This is a genomic window from Rubritalea squalenifaciens DSM 18772 (genome assembly GCF_900141815.1).
Taxonomy (GTDB): Bacteria; Verrucomicrobiota; Verrucomicrobiia; order Verrucomicrobiales; family Akkermansiaceae; genus Rubritalea; species Rubritalea squalenifaciens.
Window position 1 is genome coordinate 266,055 of the sequence record NZ_FQYR01000002.1, and the last position, 19,756, is coordinate 285,810.

Below are 19,756 nucleotides of genomic sequence, written 5' to 3' on the forward strand. Positions count from 1 at the left end.
TTTGTGCGTGTAATTTATGGCGGTATAAGGGATTGGTTCATTTTGGGGTGACTCTGCTAGTGTGCTGTTAGCCTGGGCTTGGGAAGAAAGAGCTTCGTGATGGGGGCTTGATGTACTTCAAAGAGACTTCATCCTTTTCAACCTCTGCTCTCATTGATGATCCCCGGTTGTGAAGGTTCAACCCAACTCCGCAACCCATGAAACCCACACCCTACCCTCAAGATCAGGGCCCTCTCGGCCCTGGATCCTGCTCTCGTGCAGGACACTCTGAATGGAAAAGCTCCATTCCCAAAGGCAGCCTAGGCCTTAGTATGGCCATCTTAGCAGCCTCAGCCAGTTCAGCCTTCGCTGTCTTGCCTGATAGTTTGACTTTAACCGTCGATGTAGACGGTAATGGTTCCCAGGAAACGACTTTGAACCTGTACAAGCGTTCGGTCCGTGCGCCAGGAATCGTCTGGTACCGCTATGACACACCGAACAGTACTTACACGGCGGACACTAACTTGCCTGAAGTGAGAACCTACCGCGGAACGGTAGCTGGTGATCCGAATACGCGCGTGTTTGCGGTGATCTATCCCGATGGAACCATCAGGGCTGAGGCTCAGGATTTCCTTGTCGGGCGCAACTTCAAGTGGGAGGTGAAGAACCAGAACGTCTCAAGCCAGTTAGACCAGGAGGGGCCTGCAACGCCTAACCCTACGCGACCCGAAGGTGGAATCACCGAAGTGCCGATCGGGGTCGACCTCACGCACCACTATATTACCAGCAACAATGGCAATGATATCGAGCGTGCTTGGGCGGACATGGAATATGCCGTATCCAAGTGTGACGGCTCCCATGGCCGTGACATTGGCAATGCGGTGTCCATATCCACCTTGGTGACTCGAGAGAACGGTGAGTTCTATGACATGTCCCAGGCGAATGATCTGGGGAAGTTACTCGGCTTGACCAAGAACGCCTGGATGGACGCAGCCTACCCATTACGGAATGCTACCTGGGAGCAGATCACCGTCACGAAGACGAGTGTCGGAGGCCTGGGCTTGGCCGGTGTGGCCAGTCAGAACTGCGTGGGCAAGATCGAAGCGATCAATGGCCGTAATCCCGTAGGTGTGGATGTGCTCAACCACGAGGTGGGGGGACACGGCTGGAATGCCAACCATTCCCAGTACGGTGAAGATGCCATGCGAGGGGGGGACAACCCGAACTACGGGGCGCCTAACAAGCAGCGCATGAAAGTCACGCAGTCTAACAAGATAGCAGATGGTACGCTGTGGCAACCCAATGGAGATTATCCCGATCCTGTGCATCCAAGTACGGATCTCGACTTGGTGACCACGACGGTGGACCAGGCGGTGACGATCAGCCCGCTGGCGAATGATACGGATGCTAATGGCGACACACTCAGCCTGCTCTCCTTCACCGCCACGACAGCCAACGGCGGCACCGTGACGAAGAGTGGCAATAACCTCACCTACACCCCGGCAGAAGGCTACGTGGGCAAGGACATCATCGCCTACACGGTGCAGGATGACTCGACTGCGAGCTTGAAGAGCCAGGAACTGATTTTTATCGAAGTGGTGAATCAAGGACTGACTGTGCATTACACCATGGACGAGGTGACAGGGAACAGCCTCAGCAACACCACCGCACTAGGCCATGGCGGCAAGCTCCTTTCAGGCAGCCTGCAGAGTGGCAGCGTGGATGCTCCTGTGGGTAAGGGCCAGCGCCTGGCGAACGGCGGCATCATCGTGGATGATACCAATATCCTGCCGATCGCGCACACCGGTACCGGTTCGGACTTCTATCCCTTTGATGAGGAAGCCATGTCAACGGGGAATTTCTTTGACCCTATGGATCGCGACTTCAGCATCGCTGCCTGGGTCAGAACCACGGGGGAGGTGGAGAGAGAAATCTTTAGCAAGTATCAAAGCGACGAGCAAAACACCGGATTCCGGGTCTATACGGAGAATGGAAAGCTGAAAGCTGCGTTCCGGGAGTTCGAGGGCATGCAGAGTAAACTCACCCTGAATGCTGGTAACTTCAGCGCGGATGAATGGCATCATGTGGCCCTGGTATTCAACCGCAGTACCGATCAGGCAGAGATCTATCTCGATGGTGCTCTCGCGGCTTCTGAGCCGCTGACTAGTGGAAGCTTTATCTTCCATGGCCGCTCACCACTCATCCTGGGTGCAGACTCCATGGGAGATGTCTCCATGGATGATTTCAGGATCTACACCAGCGCACTGGATGCGGCGGGCCTGGTTGGCATCATGGAGAATGCCAAGTTCCCTCCAGCGGCTCCTGTGCCAGCGAATACGAGTACTGAGAACCTGGCTGCCATCCAGACCTTGCGCTGGAAAAATGTCGAAGCTCAGAATGGCTATCGCGTGTACTTCGGTACCGATGCCGCAGCAGTGGCGAGTGCCACGACTGCATCTCCAGAATATCAGGGAGTCACTGGCGCTAACTGGTTTGATGTCGGCACCCTGGATACTTCCCAAACCTACTACTGGCGTGTCGAAGCCGTATGGGGTGGCTTGACCAAAAGCAGTGAGGTCTGGAGCTTCACGACAGAAGTGACGGATGCTGCCATGGCTCAGGGTGCTTATGCCACCTGGTTGTTAGATGAAACAAGCGGAACTACCGCCGCTGACGCATCAGGCAATGACAGAGACGGAACGCTGAGCGGAGGTCCAGTATGGACCACTGACGGTATGCGTGGTGGTGCGCTTCATTTTGATGGCGTGGACGACAGGGTCAGCCATGCACTGGCATCCACCCAAAGCATGTCCGCCTACTCGGTGGCCTTGTGGATGAAGTCAGACATTTCCCGTCACCCGCAATACGCGTCGATTTTCAATAACGATAGCTCGGGAGATGATTTCCAGATCGACTACAAAGGAGACAGAGCGAGCAGCCTGCGCTTCAATTCAAGCAGCTCGATGGAGCTCTATGATGCGAACAAGAACTGGACGCATTTTTGTGTCGTAGCAGACGGCAATGAAATCCGCGCCTATGCGAATGGCAAGCTGGTGAATACGCTGAGCGGTCATGCTGGCGGTGACTTTGGAAGCCTGAAGATTGGCGTGAACCGAGGTCTTAATGCTTTCTTCAATGGAACGATCGACGATGTGCGTGTCTGGAACCGTGCAATCAGCACTGGTGAGATCGCGCGTCTGAATTCTAAGATCCTGGTCGCCAAAGCAGGCGGGAACACTGATTTCTTTGACGAATCCAACTGGAAAACCCAGCTCGGCGGTTACGATGCAGCCGCAGCGACACTCGATCCTTCTACCGGAGTCAGCTCCGATCTGATGATCGATGGAGCCAGCTTTACGAACATTACCGGCAATGTAGACCTGAAATGGAACGCTCTTAACCTCAAGAGTGGTACGCTGAGTACGACGGCTTATGGCTTGAGTTATAGTAATAAAGTGAAGCTCACGGGGGGCACCTTTGGCTTCAAGTACCTCTCTAGTATCAAGATGTCTGTCACTGGTGCTACGAATCTAACCCTAACGGGTGGAGGGAATCCAGTGAATGGTTCGTCCATTGATTTCATTACTCCCTTTACAGGTGAGTTGTGCTTCACCAATGAGACGGTGTCCTCAGTGACCAGCGAGCACCTTTCGAAGTTCACCGTGAATGGTGACCCGGCTGTGCTCGATGAGAATATCGAGATCGTCAGTGAGAATGGAAATACCTATGTGCGCCTGCTGACTCCTGCGGCTAACCTGGCTCCTACACTGGCTGGAGATAATTTCCAAGTGACTGAAAACGCAATCCCAGGAACCGTCTTGGGTAGTGTCACTGGTGCTGATCCGGACGACGGCTCTTTGACCTACGTGATCACCAGCGGTGATCCTGAGGGAGTCTTTGCTATCGACGAAGCTACTGGAGAAATTTCTGTCGCTGGCATGGTGGATTATGAAACGGCGACTTCCCATGCGCTGACTGTCACCGCTCTGGATGAGGGCGGACTGGCGGCTACGGCTCTCGTGAACATCGCAGTGAGTGATGTAGCGAATGATGACTCTGATGGTGACGGACTCACCGATGAATGGGAAGTAGAGCACTTCGGTTCCATTGCCGCTGTGGATGGCACAGCAGATAGCGATGGCGACGGCCTCAGCGATGCCGAGGAGTTAGCTGCCGGTACTGATCCGAATGCTGCTGACAGCGATGGAGATGGCTACAGCGACTACCTGGAGCTGGCAGAAGGCTCAGACCCGACTCAGCTGGGCTCCGTTCCTAACATGGGTGGTGGTACAGGACTGGTCGGTTACTGGAAGCTTGATGATGCCACCGGTCTGCTTGCCGCAGATGCCCTTGGCTTGTCCGATGGTGATCTGCTCAATGGTCCTAGCTGGACGACTGGGATGGACCAGGGCGCTCTGAGCTTTGATGGCATTGATGATAAAGTGACCATTCCTGCGCTTCACCTGAACTCGAACACCGTGACCATTTCCGGATGGCTCAAGAGGGAAGGCCATGAGAGCTTTGCTGGGGTTGTCTTCTGCCGCGGCGGAAGCACCGTATCCGGTCTTCACATTTCTAACAATGAACTGAAATATCATTGGAATGGTAGCAAGTGGGGCTGGTCCAGCGGACTGGTTTTGCCGGATGGAGTCTGGACCTATGTGGCACTCGTGGTGGAGGCAGACAAAGCCACGATCTACATGAATGACGGCACTGGAATGCAGTCCGCTACTAATGTGTCCAACCACGATGTCGAGGCCTTCGATGCCGATCTGATCTTGGGTCAGGACATCAGTGCAGAAAGCCGCTATTTCAACGGCAGCATGGATGACATCCGCATCTACAGCCGCTCACTGAGCGCTGCAGAGATCACCGCGATCTTTGAGGAAGATGCTGATCTTAATGCTGCTCCTGTCGCCACTGATTCCACCTTCACTGTACCTGAGAATGCAGCTGCTGGAACCAGCGTGGGAACTGTCAGCGCGACGGATTCGGATGCGGGTGACACCCTGAGCTACAGCATCACCGCAGGCAATGCAGGCGGCGAGTTCGCTATCGATGCCAATACGGGTGAAATCACCACGACCACGGCGCTCGACTATGAGGCAGCCAGCCAGTACGTGCTGACCGTGGAGGTGAGTGACGGTGAACTAACGGATACCGCCACTGTCACCGTAGACGTGAGCAACGTCAACGAAGCACCGGTGGCGAACAACCTCAGCGCCAGCGTTTCCGAGGATGCTGCCGTAGGTACATCTGTAGGTACCGTGGCCTCATCCGACCCGGATGCTGGTGACTCAGCGGCTTACGCCATCATCGCGGGTAATGACGGCAGCTTCGCCATCAATAGCGCGACTGGTGAGATCACCACCGCCGCAGGTCTCGATTTCGAGACTACCGCGTCCTACTCACTCACTGTCGAAGTGACTGATGGAGCAGGCCTGAGCGATACCGCCAGCGTAAGCATCGCAGTGACAGATGTGGCGAATGATGACTCTGATTCCGATGGCCTGGCCGACGAATGGGAACTCGCCAACTTTGGCTCTGTTTCCAGTACAGATGGATCCTCAGATAGTGATGGCGACGGCCTGGACAATGCCAGCGAACTGGCGGCAGGCAGCGATCCTAACATGATGGATTCAGACGGAGACGGCTATAGCGATAACGTGGAAGTCATTCACGGAACCGATCCTATGGACGGACTGAGTGTGCCGGCGCAGGCTCCGCTCGTGTACTGGCGCCTGGATGATGCCAGCGGCACCACAGCTCAGGATGCCTCAGGCTGGCTCCATGACGGTACCCTTAGCGGCGGCACCGTCTGGACTGCCGCAGCAGTCGAGGGTGGTGGTGCTTCCTTCGATGGGGTGGACGACAGAATCACGGTAGAGATGCCAGAGTCTAACCTGGGTGCCTTCACGGTAGCCTTCTGGGTGAAGAATGGCGCAGCCGGCCAGCCGGTCTATGATTCCGTCTTCAGTAACCACACGCCGAATACCGCAAAGACCTTCCAGATCGATATGGGCAATGGTTTCCAGTATCGTGGATCCCAGACCAAGACCTTCGGTGCTGCACCGGTGGGTGAGTGGGTCCACCTCGCCGTTGTTTCAGACGGTACAGATACCACCCTCTACTACAATGGCGTGGCCGTTCAGACCCTGGCAGGGGTGAACGATGACTTGTTTGACTCCGTGAACCTCGGTGTGAACCGCAATGAAGGCAGTTTCTTCGAGGGGGAAGTCGATGAGTTCTACCTCTTCGAGGAAGCACTCAGCCAGCAGGATCTGCTGGACCTGACAGGCATCACCCTGAATGCAGCTCCGACCGCCAGTGACGACACCTTCTCAGTGAATGAGAATGCTGCCGCTGGTACCAGCGTGGGAACCGTGATCGCCACGGATCCTGATGCGGGTGACATCCTAGCCTACGCCATCGTGGCAGGCAATGCAGGCGGCGAGTTCGCCATCGATGCCGCGACCGGTGAGATCACCACGACCACGACGCTCGACTACGAGACAGCCAGCCAGTACGTGCTGAGCGTGGAGGTGACTGACTCCGGTCTGTTCACAGACACCGCGACCATTACCGTAAACGTGACCAACGTGAACGAAGCACCGGTAGCCAATGATGCCAGCGGCAGCGTGGCTGAAAATGCTGCTGTAGGCACCAGCGTAGCCACCGTGACTTCCAGCGATGTGGATGCAGCAGACAGCGTGAGCTACGCGATCACCGCAGGCAATGACGGTTCCTTCGCAATTGATAGCGCGACGGGCGTGATCACCACCACAGCGGCCTTGGATTACGAGACGGCTAACAGCTATGCACTGAGTGTGACGGTGACCGATGCCGGCGGCCTGAATGACACGGCTACGGTGGCAGTGAATGTGACCAACGTGAACGAAGCCCCAGTGGCGAACAGTGTGAGCGCGAGTGTGGCCGAGGATTCCCCGGTAGGCACTACTGTGGCCACAGTAAGCTCCACGGATCCTGATGCAGGAGACAGCGTGAGCTACGCGATCACCGCAGGCAATGATGGTTCTTTCGCCATCAACAGCAGCACTGGTGAGATCACCTTGGCCAGCATGGTCGATTACGAAACAACGAATAGCTACGCACTCACCGTCACGGCTACTGATGCAGGCGGCCTCACCGGCAGCGCAAGCGTGAGCGTCATGGTGACCGATGTGGCCTTCGAGGACTACGATAGCGACAGCTTGGACGACAACTGGGAGATTGCCAACTTCGGTGATACCACCAGCTCTGACGGTACAGGCGATGCGGATAACGACGGCCTGACCGACGCCGAGGAATACCTGGCTGGCAGTGACCCTAACAGCAACGACGGTGACTCCGATGGTTTCCACGACGTACTGGAAATCAAGGCAGGTACTGATCCAATGGATAGCCTCGACTTCCCGGCTTCCAGCTATGCTGGTCTGGAAGGCTGGTGGTCACTGGACGAGTCCGCCGGCTCAACGGCCGCCGTGGACAACAGCGGCAACGCACTTCACGCTCAAGTCAAAGGTGCTAGCTTCAGCGGCACGGAAGCTAGCTTCGATGGGGTGGATGACTACATCAGTACGGATCCCGGCCTCATGAACAACCTGGGCGCCTTCACCATGTCCGGCTGGTACCGCTCCGGATTAACCAATGGCAGCCGCATCGGCCTTTGGGGCCAGAACGATGTCATCGAGTTCGGTATCAACGGCAACAGCCTGAGAGTCTGGACCGCAGGAGGTGGCAATGCCTCAGCCAGCATCCCGGCTGCCAACCAGTGGCACCACGTCGTGGTCGTAGGTGACGGCAGCAGCCTGAAGATCTACATCGATGGCGTGCTGGCGGGTAGCGGCGGAAACAATACCACCAGCTACGGCAGCTCACCCTACAGCTTCAACATCGGTGGCGGCGGCATCTGGGATTCCAGCGGCAATTCCTTCACCGGAGAGATCAAGGACGTACGCGTGTACTACCGCGCCGTGGATATCACCGAGTTCTATCCTAGCTCTGTCTCCGCGGAACCCACACCAAGTGAAGAGAATGTCCTGCAGGGGCTGGCCGAAGCCGTTCTCGCCTCCACCGGGAGCGAAGGAAGCAATGGACTGGATAAGGCTCTGGAAAAGATCCCCATGGGTATCCGTGGCCTCCAGAATGGCCATGCCGAGCGGGATGAGCACGATGCCTAGGCTGTAGCCTAAAACAAACATCACCTACAGCCCGCAGTCTCACCTGACTGCGGGCTTTTTGGAGGCCAGAGGCCTCGTCATCGGCCATTGGTCATGAGTCATTGGGCTCTGCGGGATGGAACTTATCTAGCCACAGATTAAATAGATGAGAACAGATTGCTTGCTAGATGCAGCGAAGCCCTGCGGGCTCCATCCCTTCGGGATGCTACCTAGAGAACCCCAACGCGGGTTCCGGAGCTTAGCCCGCGGGTTGCCAGCCGAAGGATTGCTACCCCGGGAAGAGGATAGAAAAAACAACACGACCCCAAGGTGGGTCGCGTAAGTTTCATCTAGCCGGGCATCATCAAGCATGAACTCGATTCCTGATTCTTGATTCTTGATTCTCGATTCTCGATTCTTGATTCTCGATTCTTGATTCTTGATTCTCCCCGCAGGGGCAATGACAAGCGACCGAAGGGCGCTTCATCCCGGAGGGATGATGGAACACAGCGCGGGGTCAGCGAACACAGTGAGCGCCAACCCCGGGAACCCGTCCCCACCCACACACCACCCCGGAGGGGTGGAGGAAGGGTCGTACTACCTAGTAGCCTCCTAAAAATATGGAGGGATTGTTAGGTCATTAGCTGTGGATGTATGCTTCTGTGCTGGTGTAGATACGGCTGAATACATACTTGTTGAAAATGGTAGTGATTTGAGATGACGCACTGGAGTAAGCTGTGGTAGGTGTGTTTTATGAAATTCCTGTTAGTGATGTGCTGGTCTTTGGTGATGGTGTGTGCCTCTTTCGGTGGTAAATTACCTGAGGTATATAAGCCGTATGAGAAGCTGCTGGGAACCTGGGAGGGGGATAATCAGGCTGAGGTCAAAATAGATGGTAAGAAGTGGACAGTGCAAAGTCGTCATAAGGAGACGTACCGCTATGACGAGAAACTTGGACTTATCATGGGAGAACAGGTAGAAATCATTACCGTTGATGGAAAAGAAGAGACATCAAAGTCGCGGTGTTTGATCGGATGGGACGAGACAAGTCAGACTTTCAGGATAATGACTTGGAGAGGAGGGGATATGGCTGCACTTGCGATAGTTAGCTATGAGGATGGCGTTTTTACATCCCGTACTGTTGGGTTGTCAGAAGGGGACAAGAATGAAACTAGATTCTACCTAGATGAGAATGGAGTGATGTGCATCAAGGGAGTGGTAAATGTAACAGGAGATAAAAATTTTGAGGCGACCTGGGACTTTAAGCTGAAGAGAGTGAAGTGATGCTGAAACCTGGATAGCTCTCATTCTCTTGCCGAGCCTCTGCGCGATTGGCGTTTCCTGGTGGAGAGGCAATAGAAAGAAGCTAAAAGCTGGCTAGAGGTAAGCTCCGCGACCCCGATGGGGAGAAGCCCTGCGGGCTCCATCCCGTAGGGATGATGGAACAAAGCCCGGGGTAAAGCGTAGCGTACCCCGGGAACCCGTCCCCACCCACATACCACCCCGGAGGGGTGGAGGAAGGGTCGTACCGCCTTTTGGCTTTCATCAGCCGCCGCTTTTAGCCCAGTCGAGTTTGGTTGAAGCTTCTAATCACGGTGAAAAGTTCGATCCGTGACGGGTCAGGTGTTCATTGTCTGCCAATCCGAGAGCTCACCCACAATGTGATAGAATAGAAAATCACCGTGGAGACGATAAACACAAGCATTTCAACGAAGAGATCATAGGAGTGAGTGACGTCATGGGCAAAAAAGATCGAAAAGCCTACAGCCGAGCCCAGGGCTGTCGTCTTGCGAACATCCCACCGGTCTAGGACTGAGCACAGAATACAGAAGCCATAAACGGGGAACGCTAGGATCCCGGTAGAGAGGAACAAGGTCCCGAGTAGTGGGACGGCTGTGAAATCCACCAATCGAGGATTATGAATCACTGTGATGTTGCCGTCGACCTCAGGACCGGCGATCCAATGGAAGATGGTTTCGGGCACAGGGTAGAAAACTGCGGCCAAGTAGGAGGTGATAAAAAGAGCAATCAAGCGAGAAGCTGGGTTCCAGACACCCTCTGTGATGGAATCTTCCTGAGTGATCATGGCTTAGGCTTTGTATGAAATGAGCTTACTGCTCACGCATTGCTTCAAGGTAGAGCTTGTATCCTTTAAGCTCATCTGCGGAAACTTCCTCTGTAGTGATCCACTGTTGGTTGTCCTTGAGAAACCCTTCTCGTGCTATTGGCGCATGCCCGATCAAGAAGCTCAGATTCTTCGTGGCAATGTCAGAAGGAATTTGATCGAATTCCTCATTGTAGAATCTTGCGTGCACGGTGAACTCGTCCAGCGCCAGGATCTTGGTGATCGTGAACTTACCTTCCTCATTCTTCGAGGCGTAGACGCCACCTGCCTGCAGTTCCGTCTGCATGGCTTCAGGTGAAGGCTCTGTACCCGCTGCTTCAGGCTGCTTAGAATCGCAGCCGACGATGAAGAGGGCCGCACAAACGCTGATGAGTGTTCGTATCATGGTTTTCTTGGAGAAGCTCATCGTGCACTCATCCCTACAGCGGGATCGTGCGTGGACTGTGGGTTATTGGTTAGACTTTGACTCGGGAGGGGTAGCCGGCTGCTCGGGGTCGGCTTGTTTTGGTATCTTCCGTTCCAAGCTCTTCAAATACTTTTTAACGAGATTAAAGTTCGGCACAGGTTTATTGACTTCTAGCTTAAGTCCCAGGCTTGTAAAATCACCCTTGGCTTCAACAAGTTTCTTCCAATCTTGAAGGCCAAAATGTTTGTAGAGATCTCCGCCACTGGTTCCTCCTAGCTCAGTTCCTCCGGCCCCATCATCACGAGGAGTCACCGAAGAGATTTCTGACAGGTAACATAGGGGTTCCCCATAACCGGTGATCTTTTTATTGTCCTCCGAATATCGCACAGGAATACGCATATTGAGCTGGTAACGATCATGCAGCGTCGTATTGACGCTCAAACTGGGGAAATCAGCCTTCGCAAAGGACAGGTAACGCACGACGGAGTCTGGATAGAGAGCGATAAAATCTTTCAAATAGGGGATCTCTTTCCTCTTGGTTGCGTCAAGAAGCTTGTGGCGGAGTTTGGAGACGCGGATCTGGTCTGCAAGAGCATCAGCGGCTTCCTCCTGATTCGGCTCTGGATCCTGCCTCTCTTGAGCTTCACTCCAGGCAATGAGAGGAAGCGTCATAAAAATGAACATGGTATTGCGCATCATATTGTTAGCCTCCTAGCGCATCTGCCGATGACTCTCAGAGCGCGTGGACTGTGGGTTAGGGTTGGTGTTATTGGTTAGATTTTGACTAGATAGCGTTTGGCTTGTTAGTCGGTGTTTATTTGGGGAATTTCTCGGGCCTTAGTTTACGCATCTTTGAATGGTCATTCACGGATGCATCATTATAGCCAATTTCACTCAGCTTACCGTTCTTATAAAACGCATACATCACCCATAGCTTCTTAGCATCATCGCGCATGTAAAAATAGGCTGTCATGATAAGATCACCATCAACTGAAATTCCATCAGGGGTCCCGCAATAATGCTCAAATTGTTGCCTGCTCACGGCAATTTTATTCCTCAGAATCTCGGCTGCGATCATATTGGCGTTCTCTCTAGCTTTCGATTTGTCTTCAAGCTTATCAAATGGAAGCAAACGAGGAATGTTGAGTTCAACAACCGCTGGTTTATCGCGTTTCTTCTCTACTTGTTGAATCAGCTTGCTCTGCTTGCCGTCCTGGGCTGCTAGGGGCAAACAACTCCATAGAGAGAGTAAAATACAGGCCAGGGGTTTCATGGTTTGGAGATCTGGGTAGCGAAACGACATGACGCCCTAGGGATAAAGCCTGATCGAATCCCTGTCGATGACATTCATGGTCTGGGTGACTCCGGGCCTTTGCTGGCACCGCAACGGTCGTTGCCGGAGCCGATTTGGTCTGGATTTAGACCAATATCTATCTTTTGCCCGCACTGGCGTGGTGCCTGTAGAACAGTCGCTGAATCATCGCGGCCAAGTCCTTACTGCAGAGTGAGATTAAAGAATCACCTATTCACACCAGAGAAATTCGGCGCGATCAAGCAATGAACCTCACTCAAACAGAATCATGAATAAACTCGCATTTACATTGGCTACGGTGGCCTGCATCAGCGCCTCGCATGCTGCGCTGACCGCTGTGAACCTCAGCTGGGAAGACGATGGTGTCACCAACTCTGCAGGCATTACTGGCTGGACGGAAACCTCCCTCGGCTCTGACTCTCTCGACCTGGGCGACTTCCGTGTAGCCTCTGACCCGGACAACTGGTTCAGCGATAGCACCGCCGGTACCCACGTTCTCCTTCTCGAAGGCGACAATGGCAATGAATTCGGTATCCTCTCCCAGCAGCTCACTGGCACAGCGGAAGCGGGCACCTACACCTTCTCTCTCGCGGATGTGGGGGTGACCAACTTCGGTGACAACAACAACGCCCAGTTCTCCTTCGGTTTCTCACTCGATGGGGTGAACTTCATCGCTGGCTCATTCCAGACACTCACGGAAGGTGTGGATGGTTTCGGCTCTCCGGACAACGGTGCCTCCGCACTGGCTCCCTCCGTCACCTACAATGCCACTGGTGCCGAGACAGACCTTTACATCATGCTGGCCACCACAGGGAACCACACAGGACGCAGTGTGCCATCCATCGGTTCCTCCTCACTGGACTTCGTGGCCGTGCCTGAGCCATCCTCTACCGCGCTTCTCGGCCTGGGTGCCCTGGCATTCATCCTACGCCGCCGCAAGTAATCCTGGCGCATCACAAAGCTTTCAGCCTCCGGTCTCATCTCGGGATCGGAGGCTTTTTGTTGCCGGGTAGGCGTGAGAACTTTCTCACATGTAGGAGGGGTGGGCTGTGATCAAAAAGCTTTCAGGGCACTGGAAGATGGGCTAAGGATACAGGGATTCGTTTTAGTGCTTAAACAGGAACTTGATAGAAAATGATGATGGAGAAAATAGCAGCTCTGGTGCTGATGTGTGGCCTTTGGCATGGATCGTTACATGCCAAGGAAATGGTCTTTGAGACGGGTGCGATCGAAGTGACGTATCTCGATGACATCGAGGCAGGTGGTAATCGCTCTGAGACTGATGCTGATGACAATGTCATCTACACGGCTTTTGAGGTGCAGTACCGGGATTATTGTTTTGTCGTGTCAGGAGGCGTGGCCTACGTCAACAGGCGCAGTGTGGCTAAAATGGAGGAGATCAAGACTCTGGAATTCAGCAAAGACATGGTGAAAATCAATGGCAAGCCAGCCAAGCCCGCCGAGAAAGCCATCCCCTTCATTCCCAGGAAGTATCTTGGAAATCATACCGATACCGTAGCTGGGGTAAGCTTTGTCCTGACAGACCCTATCAGCGGCGGCTCTTTCAGAGATACTACGGAGGATGGGACGGTGGTGATCGGCCTAGCAGATGTCATCTTCTTCATCAAAGACGGCAAGTTTTCCTGTCTTGGTAAAACCTACCCGCTGCCTGTCAGTGGTTCACAAGTGAGCGTGAAAGGCGAGCAGGTGACGATTACCCCACCCGCCAAAACCAAAGAATGAGATGAAACACCTATCCATCCTCGCCCTCGTCCTCGCTTCCTGTGCCTCGCCTGAGGGCCTGCAGACGGAGATAGAGAAGCCGGTGGCCGTGATGAGCGAGCGCTGCAAGTCCTGCGGCACGGAGCATCACTACGCCTCCAGTTTTGACGCGCAGGACTACGCGCTGATCGCTGGCTTCTGTGATGCCTTCAAACTCAAGCGCGAGGTCTACTGGAAGGCTCCGAGACATTCGTGCAGCTCGAAGCTGGCCACCGAATTCCCCTGGGAAACCCTCCGGGACAAGATGCCGGACCTCAAGCGGGAGACCTACCAGAGCTTCCTCCAGCGCAATGAACCTGTCCCGATGCATCGGGGCAGTGAGAACATGGCGGCGCAGCATGGCATCACCATCAAACGCAGCGGGAGCGGTCTCCAGCATTTCAGCCGGGGCGGCTTCAGTAAAGACGGCAAACAAGCCCTCATCGACGCCGGAGACGGCATCATCTACCTCTTCGAGTACCTGGGCCAGACCTGGCAGCAGGTCGACAAGGTGGTGATCTGGATCAGCTAGGCATGCAGGGTGATCTATTCATCACCGCATCCGCGCTCACTCCTTCTTTGCCTCTTCGCGTTTCTTGATCTTTTCTTCGTAGACGTCTTGGGCGGATTTGTCGGTGATCTCGAAGTTGGTGAGGCGGAGCATCCAGACGGTATTGGACCAGCTGTCGAAAGAGGCGAGGCCTTTCTCGGTGGGAATGAGCTGGGTGGAGTAGAAGTCTTCGCTGCCGAGCTGGCGGTGGATGCAGTCGAAGGCCACGGTCTGCTGGATCTGCGTGCTGCGGGAGAGGCAGGTCATGTCCTTGTCCTGCGTCATGGAGAAGCTGATGGTGCGCTTGGGATGGGTGACCTTGGCCACCACCTTGGGGTCGACCAGTTTGCCCTCCTTGCTCTGGAATTCCAGATGGACGGTATCGCCGGGGAAGAGCTCGAGCACGCCGTCCTCGCTCTTGAAGCGCTTGATCTGGGGAATCTCGATACGGTGCTCGAACTGCAGTACCACCTCGCCAGCAGGGCGCACGTTCGGGTCCTGGGGATTTGTCTTGGCTTCCGCCTTCTGTTCTTCAGCACAGAGCGGGAGGAGAGTCAGTAGCAGCGGCAGGGTGATGCGTATCATGTCCTTGGGTTAATCTTTAGTCTCGGGTTACGGGGTACTAAGGAAGAACCCCTCGATGGTTAGAGGATTTTTTTTGAGTAGGGAACTCTGAGCTCGGTGTCGCTTGAGCTTCAGGCATGATCACGTGTTAGGACCTTCATGGCTGTGGAGATGGAGGATGCTTGTCGAAGTAACTGATCACTGCTTGCGGTCAACCCGCAGCAAGATTGAATTTGAGTTGACGTCATCCTACATGGTAACTGCCCGCAGCAGAATCCAGGAGAGCTAAGAGTGTTATGCTCTTATTTGCTTGGACATCCAGTTGGCGAATTCTCCCGGACGTAGTCGGAAGCGGGCAATGTTTCCCTCGTGCAGGCTGAGTAGTTCGGTTTCCACGGTTTCGATGAATTGTGTATAGTCTTCCTCCGGGATTTCTGTCGTGGCATGCTGCTGAATCCACCGGATGGCCTCGCTCGCATCGAGTGACGATTGCACGATCTCACGCACGAAACGTCCGATCTGGGAACGATATTTCAGCCGAAATGGGTCGGGATCTCCAAGAGACTGGCGTACCGCATTGTAACGTAGAGCTGAGCGCTCGTAGGCCCAGACAAAAACATCTCGAAGGTATTCGATGCGCTGAAGCTCATAGACACCGATCAGAGCGTTAATATAGTCGTCTGCTTCTATATCGACAAAGGACAGGGGGCAGAAGTTGTACTTGATCATTGGGATGTTGGCAGCCAGGCGGGAGACTCGTTTATTGACGTCCTCGAAAGCTTGGAGATAAGGCAACTGCACCATCACGAAAAATGCTGTCTCAAAAGGGTCTTTTATGGCCTCGGCCTTGTCCAAAATGAGCTGGAAATATTCTTCTATCTGTTGGGGAACTTCCAGGGGATGGAAGACCGTGCCGGAAATGCCGACAGGACGGGAACGTATTCTCCCGCAGGCAGCCGGATCACTGAGCAGGTTGTTGGATAGAAGGGCGTGGAGGTTGCACACGGTGTAGCGGTTGAAGCCTATTTCTTCGGACTGCTCTGCTAGCATCTCGATGGCTTCCTTGTGGTTGAGAATCATCTGGGCTTCCTGGGTGGCCTTGCCATCCGCTGATTCGCCCAGTTCCAGCAGGCGCTGGGTTTCTAGCAGGGAATAGGTGTTGCCTTCAAGTCGGCTTGAGTTCCAGGAAAGATCGATTAGCAGTCGATCCAGAATCTGGCGAAGATAGGTGCCTGCTGGCAAGTCCGTGATACCGACTTGTCCTATCTCGACAAGGTGTGAACGGGTCTTCTGAGGAAGATAGAATGTAACGTTAGGCTGGTAGGATTCCAGAAACGATGGGTCGTACCCGACAGGCTGGCGTTTGCTGGGTGGAAGGGAAACCAGTCTTCTTATTTCAGTGGATTCAGGGCCGAGCCAGCCGCGGTCCACTGTGGATGCTTTTGCTGCCGGAACTGTATTGTCGACCGTAACCGCCGGAACCAAATAGCGGCGGCCTCGTCCCTCTCCCCGTGGCTCAAGGAGGCCTTGATCGCAGAGATAATCTATTCGGCGCTGTAATGTCCGTCGTTTGAGATCGAGTCGGCTATTTTCCAACAATTCTCCTATGGAAATCCCGTGCGGAGCTGAAGCCACAACTTCAAGGATAACCTGCAATTCATCGTCTGGTGGCTGAGATGGCATGATTATGACCTAATGTGGCACGATTATGGCACGATTTCTAAATCGTGCCATTTTAAAATGATCTGAGGAGGCATCCAGAAGTATTGGCTGGCGACACTTTAAAAGTCAGCTACGGGCGTACTCGGAGCCGTTTGACATGCCTGCTCCCTGTAGGATGAAAGATCAAAAGAGAGAGAAAAAATACTCCGGTGCCCACATGAAGGCCCGCGTCAAGCATGTTATGACGAACGATAACTGGATAAAAGTAGCCGGAGTTGTTACGACCCCCGGAGGTCTGTGGGCATTGCATCATCTTTTTCCGGTACAGATGCAAACTCTGGGCTGGCTGGGGCTGCTAGCCTTGGCCATTTACATGGCTCCCTGGGGAATAAGGAAGTTAAGGCATTCAAAGGTAGAATGGAAGAGGCTGCTGAAATAGGAATTGTTGCCACATCTGGCTTGTCAGCGGGAAGTTGGATGGGTCCTGGGGATCTCTCTTGGCTTCCGCCTTTGGTTCTTCAGCCCAGAGCGGGAGGAGAGTCAGTAGCAGCGGCAGGGTGATGAGTTTCATGTCCTTGGGTTTCCGGTTCATCTTGGGTTACGGAGTACTAAGGAAGAATCCCCCGATGGTTAGAGGTTTTTTCGGGCAGGGAACTCTGAGCTCGGTGTCGTTTAACCTTCACGAATGATCACGTGTTAGAGCCATCATGGCTGTGGAGCTGGTGGATGCTTGTCGAAGTGACTGATCCAGCGCTTGCGCGCGACACTGTCATCTACGATGATGATTGCGCCTTGCTCTACGTAGTGACAGTAGGGCTCCAGCTGGCCGCAGTAGCTGAAAACACCCACCTTTTCCCTGCTCAATCGTAAAAATTGGCTGAGTACATTCTCGATCTTTCCGAATTTGATCTCAGAGAGGATGGGGGAATCGGGAGCTGGCGTGTAGCGGCGCACGATACGATTGGTTAGTGTGTCGTCCCACTGAATGACATAGTCTGGCCGCTTCATCTTATTGATGATCTTAGGATCATCGTCTGGCTTCTCTCGTAATACGGTGGTGAGCACGCCCAAACGCTTTTTACCTTCGCTTGTCTCGAAGTAGACTGGAATCTGGTCCAGCTTTTCATCGATGTCCTCGCGAAAGGGGAAGCCCTCGCGGACATAGCGGAAGAGAGCGTGAATCAGCGCCGGATTTGGCTTTTCATGTTTCTTCAAGATCCGGACGAGAGTCGGCAGATCGCTTTTCCAGGGATCACGGGCGAGCAGATTGATCGCCATGGGCCCGAACTCATTGTCATCCGCCAGTGCCAGTAGAGTCTGGCGCGCCATCTCGTTATTAAAATCCTCCGCAAATCTGCCGCTCACCGTACTCTCGATGCCTATCAGGTGGATGCAGAGTATCGCTCCCGACTTAGCCTTGGCGCTTTTGGTGTTCTTGATCAGCTTGTTTAATTCTGAGAGTGCCTTCTCACCATGCGCTGCGATGGAATACATGTCATTGGTGTAGCCTATCAAGTACATCTTCCCGGTACTCACGAGCTGCCACTCGCCCTCCAGCCGTGAGACGAGTTTTGGCAGTGGCGTCTCGGTATCGATAGCCGCTTCCTGTCTGCTACCCTCTACAGGTCGCGTATTGGCTTGTGGCAGGTTTTCCGGCAAACGCGCCAGCAAGGCCTGGGATGTAAGCAAGAGACAGATTGGAATGGCGCGCATCTTCATAGCAAAGCTGGCTAGATTCACCGTAATCCTAGATTGGTGATCGATAATAAACTAGGTGAATGAAACAGCTGGTCAAAGCCAAACAGGAGTGTTGAGGCCAAGTTCGTAATAGTTTGTTCTAACAAAAACACTCAGAACATTTCCAGCTGCGCCGGGGCTTCCTCGGTTCTGACTCTGCGCTGGCCGAAGAAAACTTCCATGCGCTCGAACTGTTTGTCCGTAAATTGCATGATGCGTACTTCGCCGTCAGGTGGGACGATGTGGCGGATGCGCTTGATGTGAACCAGGGCGTTTTCCTGGCTGGCACAGTGGCGGTAGTAGACGGAATACTGCATCATGTCGAACCCGTCTCCCAGCAAGTCCTTGCGGAAGTCCGTATATTGTTTACGGGCTTTAGGCGTATCTACGGGGAGATCAAACAGGACAACTAGCCACATACATCGGTAGTGTGAGATGAGCATTGGTAGGGGGGGAGTAGGGTATAGGCTTCTTTGGTCAGCATCCGGTAGAAGCTGCTGATGTAGCGGGGGAGTGCCACCATGAGTGGACCTTCGAAGTCCCCACAAGTGACCCGCTCTGACAAGAGACTCAGGAGTGCGGCACGGTGTTCTTTCTCCAGACTGTTAGGCTGTGTATCACCATGCGCCGTATCCTGGAGAAGTTCTTTCACCCTGGTATCGACAATCGGGCGCAGAGGCTCCATCACATCATCTGCCAGGCAGTAGGGGTTATCCCGTCTTTTATGGAAGACTCCCAGCGCGGGGAGTAGGCCCGCAGAGACCAGAGCCCTGGCCACAGCAGCGCGCATGATGGCATACCCGTAGTTCAGAGCTGAGTTAAAGAATGAGCTGCAGTTATAATCCCGCGCCATTCCTGCTCCATACTGATCGGGGAAGTAGGCTGGCCAGTAGATTTTGGCGGCCTGGGCTTCGCGGTTTTCCGGGTCGCCGGATTTCACCTTGCTGGCCAGATGGCCAAGCTTCCGCTTGTAGGGCTCAGTCACATTGGCGGCCTGGGCCTGGATCTTGGAGCGGACGATTTCCTTCCAGAGCCGTTTGCGGCTGGGCTGGTCCGCCTGGAGTTGGTTCATCATGCGCGGCACCAGCTCGGTATGCGTGATGGTAGGCAGGAGCATACCCGTAGGCAGGTGGTTGGCCCCGCAGAAAAGCACCACCGCACCCTCGGTCAGCAGTTCATTGACCGCTGCCGCGCTGATGGTGATACCCGGATGTTCTAGGATCAGCACGCCAACGTCCTCGCAGGCATAGCGGCGCTCCAGTTCACCGGCACGGATAAGCAGCTGGTGATTGCGCAGGCTGACACTTGCCGGGCGCTCGGATATTTCCAGTGTATGTTTAATCAAAGCCCGGCATCCTAGCATGATCTTTTATGGTGATGCAAGTGTCTAAGAGTAAGTATGTAGTGGTGTTATCTGGTGGAGAAAACGAGGGGGCTAGGCGAAATGCTTGCCTCCTTTGAGCTTTTTTTGTTGTGTGCGAACAACCCTATCTCACTGTAT

15 protein-coding genes are annotated in these 19,756 nt (G+C 54.1%); 5 read left to right on the forward strand and 10 right to left on the reverse strand.

The window, feature by feature from the left end; translation table 11 throughout:
* The first annotated feature begins 197 nt into the window (after positions 1–197).
* Both BUB27_RS01170 and BUB27_RS01175 read left to right on the forward strand, forming a co-directional pair.
* Entirely contained in the window at positions 198–8,159 is a 7,962-nt protein-coding gene (locus BUB27_RS01170) for a cadherin domain-containing protein (protein WP_143157703.1), read from the forward strand.
* Between the two features lie 732 nt (positions 8,160–8,891).
* Positions 8,892–9,422 (forward strand): hypothetical protein, encoded by a 531-nt coding sequence (locus BUB27_RS01175; RefSeq protein WP_143157704.1) that lies wholly within the window; start codon positions 8,892–8,894, stop codon positions 9,420–9,422.
* A gap of 343 nt (positions 9,423–9,765) precedes the next feature.
* On the opposite strand, the gene BUB27_RS01180 is transcribed toward BUB27_RS01175, so the two are convergent.
* The 4 genes from BUB27_RS01180 to BUB27_RS01195 all read right to left on the reverse strand — a co-directional run bounded on the left by BUB27_RS01180 (position 9,766) and on the right by BUB27_RS01195 (position 11,942).
* Entirely contained in the window at positions 9,766–10,224 is a 459-nt protein-coding gene (locus BUB27_RS01180; RefSeq protein WP_143157705.1) for a hypothetical protein, read from the reverse strand.
* A 25-nt stretch (positions 10,225–10,249) separates the two neighbouring features.
* Positions 10,250–10,648 carry a hypothetical protein gene (locus tag BUB27_RS01185; RefSeq protein ID WP_143157706.1) on the reverse strand — a complete coding sequence of 133 codons (399 nt, stop codon included), beginning with the start codon at positions 10,646–10,648 and terminating at the stop codon, positions 10,250–10,252.
* Between the two features lie 63 nt (positions 10,649–10,711).
* A complete protein-coding gene (locus tag BUB27_RS01190; RefSeq protein WP_143157707.1) occupies positions 10,712–11,353 on the reverse strand; it encodes a hypothetical protein in 642 nt (213 codons plus the stop codon).
* A gap of 130 nt (positions 11,354–11,483) precedes the next feature.
* Complete coding sequence (locus tag BUB27_RS01195; RefSeq protein ID WP_143157708.1) at positions 11,484–11,942, reverse strand: hypothetical protein; 459 nt, start codon at positions 11,940–11,942, stop codon at positions 11,484–11,486.
* A 307-nt stretch (positions 11,943–12,249) separates the two neighbouring features.
* Between BUB27_RS01195 and BUB27_RS01200 the strand changes: the two genes are divergently transcribed.
* The 3 genes from BUB27_RS01200 (at position 12,250) to BUB27_RS01210 (ending at position 14,274) form a co-directional block, all read left to right on the forward strand.
* The gene (locus BUB27_RS01200; RefSeq protein WP_143157709.1) at positions 12,250–12,924 is read left to right on the forward strand and encodes a PEP-CTERM sorting domain-containing protein; all 675 of its coding nucleotides are present in this window, start codon (positions 12,250–12,252) and stop codon (positions 12,922–12,924) included.
* 191 nt (positions 12,925–13,115) lie between these two features.
* Positions 13,116–13,724 (forward strand): hypothetical protein, encoded by a 609-nt coding sequence (locus BUB27_RS01205; protein ID WP_143157710.1) that lies wholly within the window; start codon positions 13,116–13,118, stop codon positions 13,722–13,724.
* 1 nt (position 13,725) lies between these two features.
* Positions 13,726–14,274, forward strand: coding sequence for a hypothetical protein (locus BUB27_RS01210; RefSeq protein ID WP_143157711.1), 549 nt, complete (start codon positions 13,726–13,728; stop codon positions 14,272–14,274).
* A gap of 36 nt (positions 14,275–14,310) precedes the next feature.
* Here the strand turns inward: BUB27_RS01210 and BUB27_RS01215 are convergent, their stop codons facing one another.
* From BUB27_RS01215 to cas1, 6 genes are all read right to left on the reverse strand, one after another.
* Positions 14,311–14,877, reverse strand: a complete 567-nt coding sequence (locus tag BUB27_RS01215) for a hypothetical protein (protein ID WP_143157712.1) — start codon at positions 14,875–14,877, stop codon at positions 14,311–14,313.
* Positions 14,878–15,150: 273 nt separating this feature from the next.
* Positions 15,151–16,539, reverse strand: a complete 1,389-nt coding sequence (locus BUB27_RS01220; RefSeq protein WP_143157713.1) for a Fic family protein — start codon at positions 16,537–16,539, stop codon at positions 15,151–15,153.
* Positions 16,540–16,924: 385 nt separating this feature from the next.
* Entirely contained in the window at positions 16,925–17,089 is a 165-nt protein-coding gene (locus BUB27_RS18820) for a hypothetical protein (RefSeq protein ID WP_159434719.1), read from the reverse strand.
* Positions 17,090–17,223: 134 nt separating this feature from the next.
* The gene (locus BUB27_RS01225; RefSeq protein WP_159434720.1) at positions 17,224–18,231 is read right to left on the reverse strand and encodes a hypothetical protein; all 1,008 of its coding nucleotides are present in this window, start codon (positions 18,229–18,231) and stop codon (positions 17,224–17,226) included.
* 137 nt (positions 18,232–18,368) lie between these two features.
* Positions 18,369–18,674, reverse strand: a complete 306-nt coding sequence (gene cas2 / locus BUB27_RS01230; protein ID WP_143157715.1) for a CRISPR-associated endonuclease Cas2 — start codon at positions 18,672–18,674, stop codon at positions 18,369–18,371.
* Positions 18,665–19,600 (reverse strand): type II CRISPR-associated endonuclease Cas1, encoded by a 936-nt coding sequence (cas1, locus tag BUB27_RS01235; RefSeq protein ID WP_159434721.1) that lies wholly within the window; start codon positions 19,598–19,600, stop codon positions 18,665–18,667. The genes cas2 and cas1 overlap by 10 nt, the downstream gene beginning before the upstream one ends.
* Positions 19,601–19,756 lie beyond the last annotated feature (156 nt).